Origin of the sequence: Pseudomonas batumici, from assembly GCF_036585405.1 — a bacterium.
Lineage (GTDB): Bacteria > Pseudomonadota > Gammaproteobacteria > Pseudomonadales > Pseudomonadaceae > Aquipseudomonas > Aquipseudomonas batumici.
This window is the reverse complement of record NZ_CP144470.1, coordinates 5,111,747-5,129,179: the sequence shown is the minus strand read 5'-3', so window position 1 is coordinate 5,129,179 and position 17,433 is coordinate 5,111,747. Positions and strand designations below refer to the sequence as shown.

At 63.6% G+C, this 17,433-nt stretch carries 16 protein-coding genes; 11 read left to right on the top strand and 5 right to left on the bottom strand.

What is annotated here, in order from left to right; genetic code table 11:
- Positions 1-163: 163 nt before the first annotated feature.
- The 3 genes from NUH87_RS23335 to NUH87_RS23325 are packed head-to-tail and all read left to right on the top strand — an operon-like array spanning position 164 to position 3,776.
- Positions 164-1,585 (top strand): di-heme oxidoredictase family protein, encoded by a 1,422-nt coding sequence (locus NUH87_RS23335; protein WP_338522853.1) that lies wholly within the window; start codon positions 164-166, stop codon positions 1,583-1,585.
- 26 nt (positions 1,586-1,611) lie between these two features.
- Positions 1,612-2,676 carry an imelysin family protein gene (locus NUH87_RS23330; protein ID WP_338522852.1) on the top strand — a complete coding sequence of 355 codons (1,065 nt, stop codon included), beginning with the start codon at positions 1,612-1,614 and terminating at the stop codon, positions 2,674-2,676.
- 2 nt (positions 2,677-2,678) lie between these two features.
- Entirely contained in the window at positions 2,679-3,776 is a 1,098-nt protein-coding gene (locus NUH87_RS23325) for a DUF1513 domain-containing protein (protein ID WP_338522851.1), read from the top strand.
- Between the two features lie 4 nt (positions 3,777-3,780).
- Here the strand turns inward: NUH87_RS23325 and NUH87_RS23320 are convergent, their stop codons facing one another.
- The gene (locus tag NUH87_RS23320) at positions 3,781-4,335 is read right to left on the bottom strand and encodes a cysteine hydrolase family protein (RefSeq protein WP_338522850.1); all 555 of its coding nucleotides are present in this window, start codon (positions 4,333-4,335) and stop codon (positions 3,781-3,783) included.
- Positions 4,336-4,462: 127 nt separating this feature from the next.
- Between NUH87_RS23320 and NUH87_RS23315 the strand changes: the two genes are divergently transcribed.
- The 6 genes from NUH87_RS23315 to NUH87_RS23290 all read left to right on the top strand — a co-directional run bounded on the left by NUH87_RS23315 (position 4,463) and on the right by NUH87_RS23290 (position 11,382).
- The gene (locus tag NUH87_RS23315) at positions 4,463-6,916 is read left to right on the top strand and encodes a penicillin acylase family protein (RefSeq protein ID WP_338522849.1); all 2,454 of its coding nucleotides are present in this window, start codon (positions 4,463-4,465) and stop codon (positions 6,914-6,916) included.
- A 290-nt stretch (positions 6,917-7,206) separates the two neighbouring features.
- Positions 7,207-7,986, top strand: a complete 780-nt coding sequence (locus NUH87_RS23310; protein ID WP_040070322.1) for a transporter substrate-binding domain-containing protein — start codon at positions 7,207-7,209, stop codon at positions 7,984-7,986.
- Between the two features lie 58 nt (positions 7,987-8,044).
- Positions 8,045-8,773, top strand: a complete 729-nt coding sequence (locus NUH87_RS23305; RefSeq protein WP_040070324.1) for an ABC transporter permease — start codon at positions 8,045-8,047, stop codon at positions 8,771-8,773.
- Entirely contained in the window at positions 8,770-9,480 is a 711-nt protein-coding gene (locus NUH87_RS23300; RefSeq protein WP_338522848.1) for an ABC transporter permease, read from the top strand. The genes NUH87_RS23305 and NUH87_RS23300 overlap by 4 nt, the downstream gene beginning before the upstream one ends.
- A gap of 11 nt (positions 9,481-9,491) precedes the next feature.
- Positions 9,492-10,610 carry a succinylglutamate desuccinylase/aspartoacylase family protein gene (locus tag NUH87_RS23295; protein WP_338522847.1) on the top strand — a complete coding sequence of 373 codons (1,119 nt, stop codon included), beginning with the start codon at positions 9,492-9,494 and terminating at the stop codon, positions 10,608-10,610.
- A 7-nt stretch (positions 10,611-10,617) separates the two neighbouring features.
- On the top strand, positions 10,618-11,382 hold the full coding sequence (locus NUH87_RS23290) for an ABC transporter ATP-binding protein (RefSeq protein ID WP_338522846.1): 765 nt from the start codon (positions 10,618-10,620) through the stop codon (positions 11,380-11,382).
- 18 nt (positions 11,383-11,400) lie between these two features.
- Here the strand turns inward: NUH87_RS23290 and NUH87_RS23285 are convergent, their stop codons facing one another.
- From NUH87_RS23285 to dcd, 3 genes are all read right to left on the bottom strand, one after another.
- Entirely contained in the window at positions 11,401-12,246 is an 846-nt protein-coding gene (locus tag NUH87_RS23285; RefSeq protein WP_338522845.1) for a transporter substrate-binding domain-containing protein, read from the bottom strand.
- Positions 12,247-12,348: 102 nt separating this feature from the next.
- The gene (locus NUH87_RS23280; RefSeq protein ID WP_338522844.1) at positions 12,349-12,573 is read right to left on the bottom strand and encodes a hypothetical protein; all 225 of its coding nucleotides are present in this window, start codon (positions 12,571-12,573) and stop codon (positions 12,349-12,351) included.
- A 108-nt stretch (positions 12,574-12,681) separates the two neighbouring features.
- Positions 12,682-13,248, bottom strand: coding sequence for a dCTP deaminase (gene dcd, locus NUH87_RS23275; protein ID WP_040070331.1), 567 nt, complete (start codon positions 13,246-13,248; stop codon positions 12,682-12,684).
- Between the two features lie 375 nt (positions 13,249-13,623).
- Between dcd and NUH87_RS23270 the strand changes: the two genes are divergently transcribed.
- Positions 13,624-13,833, top strand: coding sequence for a cold-shock protein (locus NUH87_RS23270; protein ID WP_002554837.1), 210 nt, complete (start codon positions 13,624-13,626; stop codon positions 13,831-13,833).
- A gap of 259 nt (positions 13,834-14,092) precedes the next feature.
- On the opposite strand, the gene apbC is transcribed toward NUH87_RS23270, so the two are convergent.
- Positions 14,093-15,187 (bottom strand): iron-sulfur cluster carrier protein ApbC, encoded by a 1,095-nt coding sequence (apbC, locus tag NUH87_RS23265; RefSeq protein WP_338522843.1) that lies wholly within the window; start codon positions 15,185-15,187, stop codon positions 14,093-14,095.
- A gap of 137 nt (positions 15,188-15,324) precedes the next feature.
- Between apbC and metG the strand changes: the two genes are divergently transcribed.
- Positions 15,325-17,376 carry a methionine--tRNA ligase gene (gene metG / locus NUH87_RS23260; RefSeq protein WP_338522842.1) on the top strand — a complete coding sequence of 684 codons (2,052 nt, stop codon included), beginning with the start codon at positions 15,325-15,327 and terminating at the stop codon, positions 17,374-17,376.
- Positions 17,377-17,433 lie beyond the last annotated feature (57 nt).

The window sequence follows — 17,433 nt, the reverse complement described above, 5'->3', positions numbered from 1 at the left end:
GCCTTTTGTAGGAGCGAGCAATCGAACGTCGACCGGCTGCTCCTACAGCAAGCTCGCCGCAAAGCCGCGCCTTGCCACAAATCAAGCAAATGCTAATCCCTCTTATTCAAATGTATCCAGCCTGATACACTCTCGCCCGATCTTCCTTACGCCCAGGACACCGATGCCCTCGTTGCCCCTTCGCCTGTCGACGCTGCTCCTGGCCCTTGGCCTGAGCGCCTGCGACGACGCTCCGCGCTTTACCAAGCCAGAACCCGGCGAAGCTCGATCCGGCGGCACCGCCACGGTGGGCAAAAGCGATCGCAGCGCTTTCTCGCAACCCTCGGCCAACCTCTCGCCAGAGCGGCGCCTGGACTTCAGTGTCGGCAACAATTTCTTCCGCAGCCCCTGGGTGACCGCCCCCTCCAGCACCACCGCCCGCGACGGACTCGGGCCGCTGTTCAATGCCAGCGCCTGCCAGAGCTGCCATATCAGGGACGGTCGCGGCCATCCACCGGAACCGGGCGCGGATAACGCGGTATCGATGCTGGTACGCCTGTCGATTCCCAATAGCCCGATCTACGCCAACCTGATCGAACGCCAGGGCGTGGTGCCGGAACCGGTCTACGGCGGGCAGTTGCAGGACATGGCCATCCCCGGCGTCGCCCCAGAGGGCAAGGTGCGGGTCGACTACGAAGCCGTGCCGGTGCGTTTCAAGGACGGCACGCAAGTCGAACTGCGCCGGCCGACGCTACGCATCACCCACCTGGGCTATGGCCCGATGCACCCGCAGACGCTGTTTTCCGCGCGCATCGCTCCGCCGATGATCGGCCTCGGCCTGCTCGAAGCGATTCCCGAAGAAGCTATCCTGGCCAACGCCCGGCAGCAGCAACGACTAGGGGTCAACGGACGCCCCAACCGGGTCTGGGACGACGCCCAACGCAAGACCGTGCTCGGCCGCTTTGGCTGGAAGGCCGGGCAACCGAACATCAATCAACAGAACGTCCATGCGTTTTCCAGCGACATGGGCCTGACCACCCGCCTGCGCCCCTTCGACGACTGCACCCCGACCCAGGTCGATTGCCTGCAAGCCCCCCATGGCGGCGGCCCGGACGGCGAGCCGGAAGTCAGCGACAACATCCTGCGCCTAGTGACTTTCTACGCCCGCAACCTCGCGGTACCGGCGCGGCGAGAAGTCGGTGCGGCGCAAGTACTGGCCGGCAAGAACCTGTTCTACCAGGCCGGCTGCCAGGCTTGCCATACCCCGCAACTCACCACCTCGGCCACGGCCAGCGAGCCCGAACTGGCCAACCAGGTGATCCGCCCCTACAGCGACCTGCTGCTACATGACATGGGCCCCGGCCTTGCCGACCAGCGCAGCGAGTTCCAGGCCGACGGCAATGACTGGCGCACCCCGCCGCTGTGGGGCATCGGCCTGACGCAGAGCGTCAGCGGCCACACCCAGTTCCTGCATGACGGCCGCGCCCGCAACCTGCTCGAAGCCGTGCTCTGGCACGGCGGCGAGGCCCAGGCGGCGCAACAGCGGGTGCTGTCTTTCAATGCCGAACAACGTGACGCGTTGCTGGCATTCCTGAACTCGTTATAAAACTTCTCTAAATAAAGGACGTGGACATGTTCCGCCCCAAACTGTTGTTCACCAGCCTGGCGGCGCTCGCCCTCGGCGCCTGCTCGCCCCAGGACCCGCAGGCGGTGACCTCCGCAGCCATCGCCAAGCAGGTGATCCTGCCGACCTACAGCCGCTGGGTCGAGGCCGACCGCCAGTTGGCGATCAGCGCCCTGGCCTTCTGCGAAGGCAAGGCCAGCCTTTCAACCGCCCGCGCCGACTTTCTCCACGCCCAGAAAGCCTGGGCCGAACTGCAACCGCTGCTGATCGGACCGTTGGCCGAAGGCAATCGCTCCTGGCAGGTGCAGTTCTGGCCGGACAAGAAAAACCTGGTGGGTCGTCAGGTCGAGCAACTGGTCAGCACCCAGCCCCAGATCGATGCCGACGCCCTGGCCAAGTCCAGCGTCGTGGTGCAGGGGCTCTCGGCCTACGAATACATCCTCTACGACAGCAGGATCGACCTGGCCGACAGCGCGCAGAAAGCCCGCTATTGCCCGCTGTTGAGCGCCATCGGCAAGCGCCAGCAAATGCTGGCCGAAGAGATCCTGTCACGTTGGGAAAGCAACGACGGCATGCTTGCGCAGATGAGCAAGTTCCCCAACCAGCGCTACGCCGACTCCCACGAAGCCATTGCCGATCTGCTGCGGGTCCAGGTCACCGCCCTCGACACCCTGAAGAAAAAGCTCGGCACGCCCATGGGCCGTCAGGCCAAGGGCATCGCGCAACCCTTCCAGGCCGACGCCTGGCGCAGCCAGTCGTCGCTGCAAGGCATGCGCGCCAGCCTGGCCGCCGCCCGGACCGTCTGGGTCGGCGTCGACAACCAGGGCCTGCGCAACCTGCTGCCGGCGCAGCAGAAGCCGTTGGCCGAGAAGATCGACGCCGCCTACGCAGCGTCCCTGAAGCTGTTCGACAGCACCCAGCGTTCGCTGACCGAGCTGCTCGGCGACGATGCCGGACGCCAGCAGCTCGACGACCTCTACGACAGCCTCAACGTTGTCCACCGCCTGCACGAAAGCGAACTGGCCAAGGCGCTGGGTATCCAACTGGGCTTCAATGCCAACGACGGTGACTGATAATGCTCCGACGCCAGGCCCTGACCCTCGGCAGCCTGCTGCTCAGCGCATTGACGCTGGGCGGCTGGAACCTGTTCCGGCAAACAGGCAAAAGCCCGCTGCTGCTCTCCGCCCGTGACGATAGCGACGGCAGGCACTACGCCGTGGGCTATCGCCTGGACGGCACCCAGGTCTTCGCCACCGAGGTCGGCCAGCGTTGCCACGACATTATCAACCACCCGACCCTGGCGTTGGCGCTGTTCGTCGCGCGGCGCCCCGGCACCGAGAGCTACCTGATCGACCTGCGTGACGGCCGGCTGATGCAGACCGTCGCCTCGCAACCGAACCGGCATTTCTATGGACACGCGGTGATCCACAAGAGCGGCGACTGGCTCTACGCCACCCTGAACGACACCACCGACCCGGGCCGCGGACTGCTCGGTGTGTATCGCTTCGAAGGCGAACGCCTGGTCCACAGCGGCGAGATTTCCACCCACGGCATCGGCCCGCACCAGGTGTCATGGATGCCCGACGGCGAGACCCTGATCGTTGCCAACGGTGGGATTCGCACCGAAGCCGAAAGCCGGGTGGAGATGAACCTCGACGCGATGGAACCGAGCCTGGTGCTGATGCAGCGCGACGGCACGCTGCTGAGCAAGGAAACCCTGGCCCAGCCGATGAACAGCGTGCGCCACCTGGGCGTGGCCAGCGACGGCACTATCGTTGCCGGCCAGCAATTCATGGGACCGTCCCACGAGTCGTCCGAGTTGCTGGCGATCAAGCGTCCCGGCCAGCCGTTTGTCGCCTTCCCGGTGGCCGAACAGCAGTTGCAGGCCATGGCGCACTACACCGCCAGTGTCGCGGTGCACAGCGAGTTGCGGCTGGTGGCCTTGACCGCGCCACGGGGCAACCGCTTCTTCATCTGGGACCTGGACAGCGGTGCCGTGCGCCTGGATGCGCCGCTACCGGACTGCGCGGGCGTCGGCGCGGTGGCGAACGGCTTCGTCGTCACCTCCGGCCAGGGCCGCTGCCGTTTCTACGATTGCCGCCAGAAGGAACTGACAGCCCAGCCGCTGGAGCTGCCGGCGGGGCTGTGGGACAACCATCTGCACCTGGCCTGAGGGGTCACGCCCCAAGCACCACACCGCTGGACACCACCGTCGCGTACTCGCCATGCAGATTGCCCAGGGAGATGGCGTGGACCTCCTGGGCGCTATGCCGACCACCGAAATAGTCGGCCTTGTCGAAGGTGTAGCACGCATCCTCCACCACCCAGGTGTCAAACCCGAGGTTGCCGGCCGTACGCGCCGTCGCCTCCACGGAGTTGTGGGTTGCCACGCCGACAATCACCAACTGTTCGATACCGGCGCGGCGCAACCAGTCCTCCAGCCCGGTGGCACAAAATGCATCCGGCACCCGCTTCTGCACCAGCCGTTCCCCCTCCCCCGGCAGGAAGCGCTGCTGGAACTCGACCCCCGACTGCCCGGGCCAGAACACCGACTCCGGCGAATGCGACAGATGCTGGACATGCACCACCGGGCGCGCCGTCCGGCGCCACTGCTGCAACAGCTCGAGCATGCGCGCCTCGGCCTCGGGATTGTTGCGCGGCCCCAACCGGGGATGCAGGATGCCTTGTTGCTGGTCGATCAGAATCAGCGCCGCGTTTACCTGGAGGTTCATGTTCATTCCTTTTCCCTTCCGATTTATCGCTCAAAACTCGAAATAAGCCCGCCCGCCGTCTTGCGCGCCTTCCTCCTGCTCACTAACGTAGCGCCTTTACTGACGCTACCCCCGCAGGAGCCTTGCCATGGCCTCGCCAGCCTTTTCCCTCTCTCTTCAGCAATGTGGCGTTGCCGCCGCCATGGCGGGCCTGCTCGGCCTGACAGGCTGCCAGGCCTGGAACACCCAGGACAGCCTGCCGCCGACCTCCGGCGTGCAACCGCTCAAGGGTCTCGCGCAGAACGTCTCGGTGCGCCGCAACAGCCTCGGCATGCCGCTGATCGAAAGCAATACCTTTCACGATGCACTGTTTACCCTCGGGTACGTCCACGCCAGCGATCGCCTCACCCAGATGGTCACCCTGCGCCTGCTCGCCCAGGGCCGGCTCGCCGAAATGGACGGCCCGGACGCCCTGGATACCGACCGCTTCATGCGCGCCGTCAACCTGAAGAAAAGTGCCGGCGAGCTGTACAACGCCTCGTCGCCACGGCTCAAGCGCTTCTTCGAAGTCTACGCGCGCGGCGTCAACGCCTACCTGTTCCGCTACCGCGACAAGCTGCCGGCGGACCTCGCCCGTAGCGGCTACAACCCCGAATACTGGAAGCCGGAAGACTCGGCGCTGATCTTCTGCCTGCTCAACTTCAACCTGTCGGCCAACCTGCAGCAAGAGATTTCCAGCCTGGTCCTGGCGCAGAAAGTCGGCGTCGACAAGCTGGCCTGGTTGATCCCGGCCGCTGCGGACGAACCGCTGCCGCTGGCCGAAGCCGAGAAACTCAAGGGCATCGCCCTCAGCCAGGTCTCGGGCCTGGGCGCACTGAACAAGGCCGCCGAGCAAGTGGCCGCTCTGAACATCCTCGGCGCCGGCACCTCGACCAACTGGGCCATCGGCCCGCAGCGCAGCCGCAGCGGCAAGAGCCTGCTGGCCGCCGACCTGCAACAGCCGACCAGCGCCCCCGCCGCCTGGAACTACGTGCAGATCCACGCACCGAAGTACCAGGCCGCCGGGACCTCGATCGCCGGCCTGCCGATGGTGCTGTCCGGGTTCAACGGCAAGGTAGCCTGGAGCATGGCCGCCGTTCCAGGGGACAACCAGGACCTGTTCCTGGAAAAACTCAAGCGCCAGGGCAACGCGCTCTATTACGAGGCCGATGGCAAATGGCAGCCGGCGATCGCGCGCAACGAGACCTACTTCATCAAGGGCCAGCGCTCGATCCGCGAGACGGTGTACGAAACCCGCCACGGCCCGCTGCTCAACAGCGCGCTGGACAATACCGCGTTGACCGCCGGCTACGGCCTGGCCCTGCAGACCTCATCGTTCAAGGACGACAAGAGCCTGGATGCGTACTTCGACCTGTCCCGGGCCCAGAGCGCCGAGAGAGCATCCGATGCCAGCCGGGAAATCCGCGCCATCGCGCTGAACATGGTCTTCGCCGACGCCAGCCATATTGGCTGGCAGGTCACCGGACGCTTCCCCAACCGCCGTGAAGGCGAAGGCCTGTTGCCGTCGCCGGGCTGGGACAGCCGCTTCGACTGGGACGGCTACGCCGACGCGATGCTGCACCCCTACGACCAGGACCCGACCCAGGGCTGGCTGGGCACCGCCAACCAGCGCACGGCGGCGCGCGGCTACGGCATGCAACTGTCCAACGCCTGGTACTACCCGGAACGCGGCGAACGCCTGGCGGAACTGGCCGCGGCCGGCAAACAGGACAGCCGCAGCACGATCGCCATGCAGTACGACCAGAGCACGACCTTCGCCAACAAGCTGAAGAAAATGTTCGAGGCCCCGGGCATGGCCGGCCCCCTCAAGCAGGCCATCGACGCCCTGCCGGACGCCGAGCGCGGCAAGGCGCGCGAGGCCTTGGGCCGGTTGATGGAGTTCGACGGCAAGCTCAGCCCGACCTCGGCCGACGCCGCGCTGTACGAGCTGTTCCTGCAGGAAAGCATGAAACAGATCTTCCTCGACAAGCTGGGTCCGGAAAACGGCCCGGTGTGGCAGGCCTTTGTCGCCAACGGCAAGCTGTCCTACTCGGCCCAGGCCGATCACCTGCTGGGGCGCGAGGACAGCCCGTTCTGGGACGACAGCCGCACGCCACAGAAAGAAGACAAGCCGGCGATCCTGGCCCGCAGCCTGGCGGCGGCGATCAGCGCCGGCGACCGCCAGCTGGGCAGCGATCACAAGGCCTGGCAATGGGGCACGCTGCACCACTATGTCTGGAAAAACAGCGCCGGCCAGGCCATCCGCGGAGCGATCCCGGCCGGCGGCGACCACACCACGCTGAACACTTCGGCCTACGCCTGGGGCGGCGAGAACCTCGACGCCATCCAGGTTCCGGGGGTGCGCCTGATCGTCGACTTCGGCCAGGTCGAACCGATGACCGGCCAGCAGAGCCCCGGGCAATCCGGCAACCCGGCCAGCCCGAGCTACGCCAGCGGCATCGATGGCTGGTTGAAGGCCCAGTACGTCAGCTTCCCGATGCAGCCGCAGAACTTCGACAAGGCCTACGGCACCACGCGCCTGACCCTGGTGCCCGGCAAGTAACCCCGCACACACTGTAGGAGCGTCGACCGGCTGCTCCTACAGTTACATGCGTTACCGCGCCAGCACCTAACTGCACCCTTTTCTCACTTGCAAGAGCACCAATTTAGGGCGTTTATTTTCTAATGCCCAATTTCGGGCATTATTAGCTGGCCCGTAGCTATATTCCTGCCTTTTAAAACACTTGTTCGTGACTCTGGTTCGGAAATTGCTACCTTTATCGGGTCATACGCGTTCCAGTAACAGTACTCCGTGCGCCACAAGCGCTCATATTGGTTTTTAGGGAATAAATAATGAAAAAAGCATTGCTGACCCTTTCTGCACTGGCTCTCTGCATGGCCGCCGGTTCCGCTCTGGCCAAGGAATACAAGGAACTGCGCTTCGGCGTCGATCCGTCCTACGCGCCATTCGAATCCAAGGCCGCGGACGGCAGCCTGGTCGGCTTCGACATCGACCTGGGCAACGCTGTCTGCGCCGAACTGAAGGTCAAGTGCAAATGGGTCGAAAGTGACTTCGACGGCATGATCCCAGGCCTCAACGCCAACAAGTTCGACGGTGTGATTTCGTCGATGACCGTGACCGAAGCCCGCGAGAAAGCCATCGACTTCTCCAGCGAGCTGTTCTCCGGCCCAACGTCCCTGGTGTTCAAAAAAGGTGCAAACTACTCCACGCCTGAGTCCCTCAAGGGCAAGACCGTGGGCTACGAGCAAGGCACCATCCAGGAAGCCTACGCCAAGGCCATCCTGGACAAGGCCGGTGTGACCACCAAGGCCTACGCCAACCAGGACCAGGTGTATGCGGACCTGATCTCCGGCCGCCTCGACGCCTCGGTGCAGGATATGCTGCAAGCCGAACTGGGCTTCCTGAAGTCGCCACAAGGCGCCGGCTACGAAGTCAGCAAGCCGATCAATGATCCGCTGCTGCCGGCCAAGACCGCCGTCGGTATCAAAAAAGGTAACAAAGAGCTGAAAGCCCTGTTGGATAAAGGTATCGAAGCGTTACACAAAGATGGCAAGTACGCGGAAATCCAGAAAAAACACTTTGGCGATCTGAACCTGTACAGCGGGAAGTGATCCCTTGGCGCCCCTTGCCCGAGGGGCGCCTTTTCGATGTCCAAAGGTCTGATTTTTCATGTTTGACAACCTCCTGCAAATCCTCGGTCTTTCGGCCTTCAGCCTGAAAGGCTTTGGTCCGATCCTGCTGGAAGGCACCTGGATGACCGTCCAGCTCTCCATCCTGTCGCTGCTGGTGAGCGTGCTGCTGGGCCTGATCGGCGCCAGTGCAAAACTGTCCAGCATCACCTTGTTCCGCATTCCGGCCCAGCTCTACACCACGCTGATTCGTGGGGTACCCGACCTGGTGCTGATGCTGCTGATTTTCTACAGTCTGCAAACCTGGCTCTCGACCCTGACCGACGCCATGGACTGGGACTACATCGAAATCGACCCGTTTGCCGCCGGGGTCATCACCCTGGGCTTCATCTACGGTGCCTATTTCACCGAAACCTTTCGTGGCGCGATTCTCGCCGTGCCGCGCGGACAGCTCGAAGCCGCCACCGCCTATGGCCTGACCCGCGCCCAGCGTTTCCGCTTCGTGATCTTTCCGCAAATGATGCGCTTCGCCCTGCCAGGGATCGGCAATAACTGGATGGTGATCCTCAAGGCCACCGCGCTGGTCTCGATCATCGGCCTGGCCGACCTGGTCAAGGCTGCCCAGGATGCCGGCAAGAGCACCTATCAACTGTTCTACTTCCTGGTACTCGCCGCCTTGATCTACCTGCTCATTACCAGTGCCTCAAACTACGTCCTGCGCTGGCTGGAACGCCGCTATGCCGCGGGCGCCCGGGAGGCCGTGCGATGATCGAGCTCCTGCAGCAATACTGGCGTCCGTTCCTCTACAGCGACGGCCAGCACATCACCGGCCTGGCCATGACCTTGTGGCTGCTCAGCGCCTCGATCTTCATCGGCTTCCTGGTGTCGATCCCGCTGTCCATCGCCCGGGTCTCGCCCAAGCGCCGCATCCGCTGGCCGGTGGAGCTCTACACCTACCTGTTTCGCGGCACGCCGCTGTATATCCAGTTGCTGATCTGCTACACCGGGATCTACAGCCTGGAAGCGGTCCGCAGCCAGCCACTGCTGGATGCGTTCTTCCGCGATGCGATGAACTGCACCATCCTGGCCTTCGCCCTGAACACCTGCGCCTACACCACGGAGATCTTCGCCGGGGCGATCCGCAGCATGAACCACGGTGAGGTCGAAGCGGCCAAGGCCTACGGTCTCAGCGGCTGGAAGCTCTACGCCTATGTGATCATGCCCTCGGCCCTGCGCCGCTCGTTGCCCTACTACAGCAACGAAGTGATCCTGATGCTGCACTCCACCACCGTGGCGTTTACCGCGACCATCCCGGACATCCTGAAAATCGCCCGGGACGCCAACTCGGCGACCTACATGACCTTCCAGTCGTTCGGTATCGCCGCCTTGATCTACCTGGCGATCACCTTCACCCTGGTCGGCCTGTTCCGTCTGGCCGAGCGTCGCTGGCTGGCGTTTCTCGGCCCGGCCCACTAGGACCCTTGAGCATGCGTCATCTGACTCACGAGCTGCTGGCTCCCCTGCCGGGCACCGCCCGGCAGATCCACAGCTTTCATTTCGGGCCGGAGCAGGCCACGGGCAAGATCTACATCCAGTCGTCCCTGCACGCCGACGAACTGCCTGGCATGCTGGTGGCCTGGCACCTCAAGCAGCGCCTGGCCGAGCTGGAACAGGCCGGCGCCCTGCGCAGCGAAATCGTGCTGGTACCGGTGGCCAACCCCATCGGCCTGGAACAGGTGCTGATGGACGTGCCGCTGGGTCGCTACGAGCTGGAAAGCGGGCAGAACTTCAACCGCTGGTTCGTCGATCTCAGCGATGAGATCGGCAACCGCATCGAAGCGCAGCTCAACGACGATCCGGCGCACAACCTGCAACTGATCCGCAGCCAGCTCAAGGCCGCCCTCGCGGCGGAGGTGCCGGCGACCCAGTTGCAGTCCCTGCGCCTGACCCTGCAGCGGCTGGCCTGCGATGCGGACATGGTCCTAGACCTGCACTGCGACTTCGAAGCCGTGGCCCATCTGTACACCACGCCCGAAGCCTGGCCGCAGGTTGAACCGCTGGCCCGCTACATCGGCTCGCAAGCCAACCTGCTGGCGACCGACTCCGGCGGCCAGTCGTTCGACGAATGCTTCACCCTGCTCTGGTGGGACCTGCGACAGCGCTTTGGCGAGCGTTTCGAGATTCCCCAGGGCAGCTTCTCGGTGACCGTGGAACTGCGCGGCCAGGGCGATGTGAATCACCCCCAGGCGCGTCTCGACTGCCAGGCGATCCTCGACTACCTGACCCACTTCGGCGCCATCGCGGGCTCGCCCGCGCCCTTGCCGGCGCTGCCTTACCCGGCAACGCCGCTGGCCGGTGTCGAGCCGGTGGCCACCGCGGTGGGCGGCCTGCTGGTGTTCTGCGCGCTGCCTGGGCAATACCTGGAAGCCGGGCAACTGATCGCCGAGATCATCGACCCGCTGAACGACAGCGTCACCCCGATTCATTGCAGCAGCGCGGGCCTGCTCTACGCCCGCTCGCTGCGCCGCATGGCCACCGCCGGCATGGTGATTGCCCATGTCGCCGGCCGCGAAGCCTATCGCAGCGGCTATCTACTTTCTCCTTGAGGTACCCATGTACAAATTGACCATTGAAGGCCTGCACAAGAGCTATGGCGAACACCAGGTGCTCAAGGGCGTTTCACTGAAAGCCAAGACCGGCGACGTGATCAGCCTGATCGGCGCCAGCGGCTCGGGCAAGAGTACCTTCCTGCGCTGTATCAACTTCCTGGAAACGCCCAATGACGGCGCCATGAGCCTCGACGGCCAGCCGATCCGCATGATCAGCGAGAAGCAGGGCATGCGCGTGGCCGACGACGCCGAGTTGCAGCGCCTGCGCACCCGCCTGGCCATGGTGTTCCAGCACTTCAACCTGTGGAGCCACATGAGCGTGCTGGAAAACATCACCATGGCCCCGCGCCGGGTGCTGGGGGTGAGCAAGAAAGAGGCCGAGGAGCGTGCGCACCGCTACCTGGAAAAGGTCGGCCTGCCGGCCCGGGTAGCCAGTCAGTACCCGGCGTTTCTCTCCGGCGGCCAGCAACAGCGCGTGGCGATTGCCCGGGCGCTGGCGATGGAACCGGAAGTGATGCTGTTCGACGAACCGACCTCGGCCCTCGACCCGGAACTGGTGGGCGAGGTGCTCAAGGTGATCCAGGGGCTGGCCGAAGAAGGCCGGACCATGATCATGGTGACCCACGAAATGAGCTTCGCCCGCAAGGTCTCGAGCCAGGTGCTGTTCCTGCACCAGGGCCTGGTGGAAGAACAGGGCGCGCCGGAAGACGTGCTGGGCAATCCGCAGAGCGAGCGGCTACGTCAGTTCCTCAGCGGCAACCTGAAGTAATCCTCCCCTGGCGCACGCTCAGCCGTGCGCCGCCGGCCACGGATAGGCCAACCATGTCTCCAGGCGCTTGGCGAAGCGGCCACTTTCCATATCCTGGTGCAGCCACTGGTCGACATACTGCTTGAGCACGATGTCACGGGGCAGCAGCACGGCCTTCTCGGAGAAGTCGAAAGGCTGGTCCGGGTGCACCGCGCACAGCTCGGGATGCAGTTTCTGCTGCACCCGGGTTTCCACCGCATCGGTCATCATCAGGTCGGCCTTGCCGTCGACGATCTGCTGGAAGATCGTCACGTTGTCCGGATGGACCAGGATCTGCGCCTGCTTGAGGTTGGCACGGGCGAACTTCTCATTGGTCCCGCCGGGATTGACGATGGCCGTGACACCCGGACGGTCGATCTGGGCCAGGGTCTGGAATTCCTGCTGCCTTGCACAGAGGGTGATCGGCGTCTTGCCGTCACGCTGGTAAGGCTGTGAGAAAAACGCCAGCTTCTGGCGCTCCATGTTCACCGAGATCCCGCTGATCCCGAGGTCGAACCTGTCGGCCTGCAGATCGCCCATCAGCGTCGGCCAGGTGGTCGGCACCAGTTCCAGCTTCACCCCCAGGGATGCCGCCAGTCCTTGGGCCAGTTCGATATCCAGCCCGATAAAACCGTCCGCGTTCCGGTAGCTGAACGGCTTGTAGTCACCGGTGGTGCCGACGCGCAGCACGCCTTGCTGGACAATCCGGTCAAGCCGGCTGCTGGTGGCCTCCTGCCGGGGGACCGTGCTCCCCGCCAGTGGTTCCGGCGCGGCAACGGCGCTACCGGCCAGCAACAGCCCGGCGAACAGGGCGCGGGAAAAATACACGGGAATGGCAAGCGTCATGAGCGGTCCTTTCTGGTCTGGATCCATGGGTGCGCGACAAGCACACCACTCCAGATTAACCGCTAACCCATTGTAGGAGCAGCCAGTAACGACAAATCGGCATCAGTCCTCGGGTGATGGCGTCTCATCGGGAACGTATGGCTTGTTGGGCTCGTACGGGTGGGGCTGTTCGTCGGGTTGTGGCGTATCGGGGTCAGGCTGCCCGGGGATACCCGGAATACCGCCGACCGGGGCCTGCGGATGCGGCAGCAACGACCAGGCCAGCAGCCCCACGTGATTGGGTCGAAGTTTCGCCAGTGAGTCGCTGATGCGCGGATCGTTCTTCATGGGGCACTCCTGGGCGTTGAAGCCCGGCTCGCCTTGCACGAACCGGGACGGTCTCTTTAATAATAGAGTGTCCGTACGCCCGGGAATGCCCTCTTTCAGCGCCCTTCGTCAGGTGCGCGGCAGGGTCACGCCACGTTGGCCCTGATACTTGCCGCCACGGTCCTTATAGGAGACTTCGCACTCTTCATCGGACTCCAGGAACAACATCTGCGCCACGCCTTCGTTGGCGTAGATCTTCGCCGGCAGCGTGGTGGTGTTGGAGAACTCCAGGGTCACGTGGCCTTCCCATTCCGGCTCCAGCGGCGTGACATTGACGATGATTCCGCAGCGGGCATAGGTGCTCTTGCCCAGGCAGATGGTCAGCACGTTGCGCGGAATGCGGAAGTACTCGACGGTGCGGGCCAGGGCGAAGGAGTTAGGCGGGATGATGCAGACGTCGCTCTTGATATCGACGAAGCTGCCCGCGTCGAAGTTTTTCGGATCGACGGTCGCCGAATTGATGTTGGTGAACACCTTGAACTCATCGGCGCAACGCACATCGTAGCCATAGCTCGACACCCCGAAGGAGATCACCCGGTCGGCGCCTTCGCCACGCACCTGGCGCTCGACGAAGGGCTCGATCATGCCGTGCTCTAGCGCCATGCGGCGAATCCACTTGTCCGATTTGATGCTCATGGCGGGTGTCCTGAAATAGCGAGGTGGAGAAATTCTGTCCGGCATCTTACCGGGGCGCGTCGTCGGGTTCAAAGCGTCGCGGTCTTTTCTCGCGGTGACAACGTGCACAGGCCTGACAAATCGGCCCTTTGAGCCGGGCCAACAGCCCGGCGTACCGCCGTCAGTCATGAAATAGGCGAAACCTGGGTGAAGACCATTGGCACGTCTCGGAAAGTGGGGTATGGTGGCGCCACTGTGCTGCTTGTGTCACTGAGAATCTCTACACGATGTTGAATTTCGATCCAACCATCTCCAAGAATTTTTCCTGCTCTTTGCACTCAGTCTCGGCCAGGGCTTTTCCTGAGTCGCAGTTAACTTTGTCCAAGGAGACATCAAATGTCTAATCGCCAAACCGGTACCGTTAAGTGGTTCAACGATGAAAAAGGCTTCGGCTTCATCACTCCACAATCCGGTGACGATCTGTTCGTACACTTCAAAGCCATCCAATCCGACGGCTTCAAAAGCCTGAAAGAAGGCCAGCAGGTCTCTTTCATCGCTACCCGCGGTCAGAAAGGCATGCAAGCTGAAGAAGTTCAAGTTATCTAACTTGTACTGATCCAGTAAAAAAGCCCCGCCCTCAACAGCGGGGCTTTTTTGTGCCCGGGTGTTTTTGCCGGTCTGTGCAAGATATCGGGGGCGTACGCCAATCAGCCGTACGACACAAAACCCGTGGGAGCCGGCTTGCCGGCGATAGCGATATAACAGTCGACACATCCATCGCCAGATAAAACGCCATCGCCGGCAAGCCAGCTCCCACACGATCCACGCCCTGCATCGATTCAGCGGGGCGCCCAAACCTCTCGTATCAATCGTCGCTGACGGTGATATTCGGCATCGCCTGGTTGACCGCTTCCTGCAACACGATCCGCGCACCCACGTGCCGTGCCAGCTCCTGATAGACCATGGCGATCTGGCTGTCCGGTTCGGCGATCACCGTCGGCTTGCCGCCGTCGGCCTGTTCGCGGATCAGCATCGACAACGGCAACGAGGCCAGCAACTCGACGCCATACTGGCTCGCCAGCTTCTCACCGCCGCCCTCACCGAACAGATGCTCGGCATGGCCACAGTTGGAGCAGATGTGCACCGCCATGTTCTCCACGACACCCAGCACCGGAATATTCACCTTGCGGAACATCTCCACGCCCTTGCGGGCATCCAGCAGGGCCAGGTCCTGCGGGGTGGTGACGATCACCGCGCCGGCCACCGGGACCTTCTGCGCCAGGGTCAGCTGGATATCGCCGGTGCCCGGCGGCATGTCGATCACCAGGTAGTCCAGGTTGCCCCAGTCGGTCTGGGTCACCAGTTGCAGCAAGGCTCCGGAGACCATCGGACCGCGCCAGACCATCGGTGTGTTGTCGTCGGTCAGGAAGGCCATGGACATCACTTCCACGCCATGGGACTCGATGGGCACGAACCACTTCTGTTCCTTGATCTTCGGCCGCGTGCCTTCGGCGATGCCGAACATGATGCCCTGGCTCGGTCCGTAGATATCGGCGTCGAGAATGCCGACCCGGGCCCCTTCGCGGGCCAGCGCCAGCGCCAGGTTGGCCGCCGTGGTGGACTTGCCCACCCCGCCCTTGCCGGACGCCACCGCTACCACGTTCTTCACGTTGGCCAGGCCCGGAATCTGCGCCTGGGCCTTGTGGGCGGCAATCACGCAATCGATCTCGACCTTGGCCGAGGCCACGCCGTCCAGGCCTTCGACGGCCATCTGCAGCATCTGCGCCCAGCCGCTCTTGAACAGGCCGGCGGCATAACCCAGCTCCAGCCGGACCGTGACGCGATCGCCCTGGATGTCGATGGCCCGCACACAGCCGGCGCTGACCGGGTCCTGGTTCAGATAAGGGTCGGTGTACTGGCGAAGGACGGCCTCCACCGCTGCGCGATTGACTGCGCTCATGGGCAACTCCCGAAAAAGACTGAGTAAAACAGACAGCTATCGTAACCGTTCTGAGGCGCGGGCGCCTTGCAGGTGAAATAAATCGCCCGGCGCTTTATAGTGGCCGATCTCCGTTTCACTTCAAGTAGCCGAGCCCCATGTCCGAGCCACGCCAGATCCTCGTCACCAGCGCCCTGCCCTATGCCAATGGTTCCATTCACCTTGGCCACATGGTCGAGTATGTCCAGACGGACATGTGGGTGCGCTTCCAGAAGCACCGCGGCAACCAATGTATCTACGTCTGCGCTGACGACGCCCACGGTTCGGCCATCATGCTGCGTGCCGAGAAGGAGGGCATCACCCCGGAACAGTTGATCGCCAACGTCCAGGTCGAGCACAGCGGCGACTTCGCCGACTTCCTGGTGGAGTTCGACAACTTCCACTCGACCCACGCCGAGGAAAACCGCGAGCTGTCGAGCCTGATCTACCGCCGCCTGCGCGACGCCGGGCATATCGCCACGCGCTCGATCACCCAGTATTTCGACCCGGAAAAGCAGATGTTCCTGGCCGACCGTTTCATCAAGGGCACCTGCCCGAAATGCGGCACCGAGGACCAGTACGGCGACAACTGCGAGAAATGCGGCGCCACCTACGCCCCGACCGACCTGAAAGACCCGAAATCGGCGATTTCCGGGGCAACGCCGGTGCTCAAGGACTCCCAGCACTTCTTCTTCAAGCTGCCAGACTTCCAGGCCATGCTGCAAGGCTGGACCCGCAGCGGCACCCTGCAGGACGCCGTGGCGAACAAGATCGCCGAATGGCTGGACTCCGGCCTGCAAGAGTGGGACATCTCCCGCGATGCGCCGTATTTCGGCTTCGAAATCCCGGATGAGCCGGGCAAGTACTTCTACGTCTGGCTGGACGCGCCGATCGGCTACATGGCCAGCTTCAAGAACCTCTGTGCGCGTCGTCCGGAACTGGACTTCGATGCGTTCTGGGGCAAGGACTCCACGGCCGAGCTGTACCACTTCATCGGCAAGGACATCGTCAACTTCCACGCCCTGTTCTGGCCGGCGATGCTCGAAGGTGCCGGCTACCGCAAGCCCACAGGCATCAACGTGCACGGCTACCTGACCGTCAACGGCCAGAAGATGTCCAAGTCGCGCGGCACCTTCATCAAGGCCCGCACCTACCTGGACCACCTGTCCCCGGAATACCTGCGCTACTACTACGCGGCCAAGCTGGGCAAGGGCGTCGACGACCTGGACCTGAACTTGGAAGACTTCGTGCAGAAGGTCAACTCGGACCTGGTGGGCAAGGTGGTCAACATCGCCAGCCGTTGCGCCGGTTTCATCCACAAGGGCAATGCCGGTGTGCTGGTGGCCGGCAACGCCGCGCCGGAACTGACCGACGCCTTCCTGGCCGCCACCCCGAGCATCGCCGAGGCCTACGAGGCGCGGGATTTCGCCCGGGCCATGCGTGAAATCATGGCGCTGGCCGACCGCGCCAACGCCTGGATCGCCGACAAGGCGCCCTGGTCCCTGGCCAAGCAGGAAGGCAAGCAGGACGAGGTCCAGGCCGTCTGCGCCGTGGGCATCAACCTGTTCCGCCAACTGATCATCTTCCTCAAGCCGGTACTGCCGCTGCTGGCCGCCGATGCCGAGGCATTCCTCAATGTCGCGCCGCTGACCTGGAACGATCACGCCACCTTGCTCGCCGAGCATCAACTGAACGAGTTCAAGCCGTTGATGACCCGTATCGATCCGGTCAAGGTCCAGGCCATGACCGACGCGTCGAAGGAAGACCTCGCCGCCAGCCAGACCGATACCGGCTCTGCTGCTTCCCAAGGCAATGGCGAACTGGCCAAGGATCCGCTGTCGGCCGAAATCGACTTCGACACCTTCGCCTCCGTCGACCTGCGCGTCGCGCTGATTCTCAAGGCCGAGGCCGTGGACGGTGCGGACAAGCTGCTGCGCCTGACCCTGGATATCGGCGACGAACAACGCAACGTGTTCTCCGGGATCAAGAGCGCCTACCCGAACCCGGCCGAGCTGGAAGGTCGCCTGACCATGATGATCGCCAACCTCAAGCCACGGAAAATGCGCTTCGGCATCTCCGAGGGCATGGTGATGGCGGCGGGCCCCGGCGGTGAGGAAATCTACCTGCTGAGCCCGGACAGCGGCGCTAAACCCGGCCAACGGATCAAGTAAGCACCGCCCTCCGCTCGCGGGCCATGTGCAATCATGGTCCGCGACGCGGCAAAACTG